Genomic DNA, 262 nt, shown 5'->3' with positions numbered 1-262 from the left:
AAGGGATAACAAAACTAAGAAGGTAGTTCTTTTTTCTCGCGATGGAAAGTTTTTAAGAAACATCGGGAATGCAGGCAGAGGGCCCGCAGAGTATATGGGACTTGCTGAGATTGATGTGGATTCTAAAAATAACCACATTTTTATACTGGATAACACAGCTAAGAGAATACTAACCTACGACTTACAAGGCAATCTGATAAATGATTTCAATTTAAAGGTGTATGCCATTCCTTTTTCTTTTCAATATACCGGGCAGGGGAAG

1 protein-coding gene is annotated in these 262 nt (G+C 38.2%); it reads left to right on the top strand.

Annotation, left to right across the window (positions count from 1 at the left end):
• On the top strand, positions 1–262 hold a 262-nt coding region (locus AC04NP_RS30850; protein ID WP_482863988.1), incomplete at both ends, for a 6-bladed beta-propeller.

The sequence above is a fragment of the Agaribacillus sp. DX54 genome (genome assembly GCF_056858335.1).
Note: the sequence above shows the minus strand (reverse complement) of the source record. Positions and strands in the feature narration are given on the sequence as shown.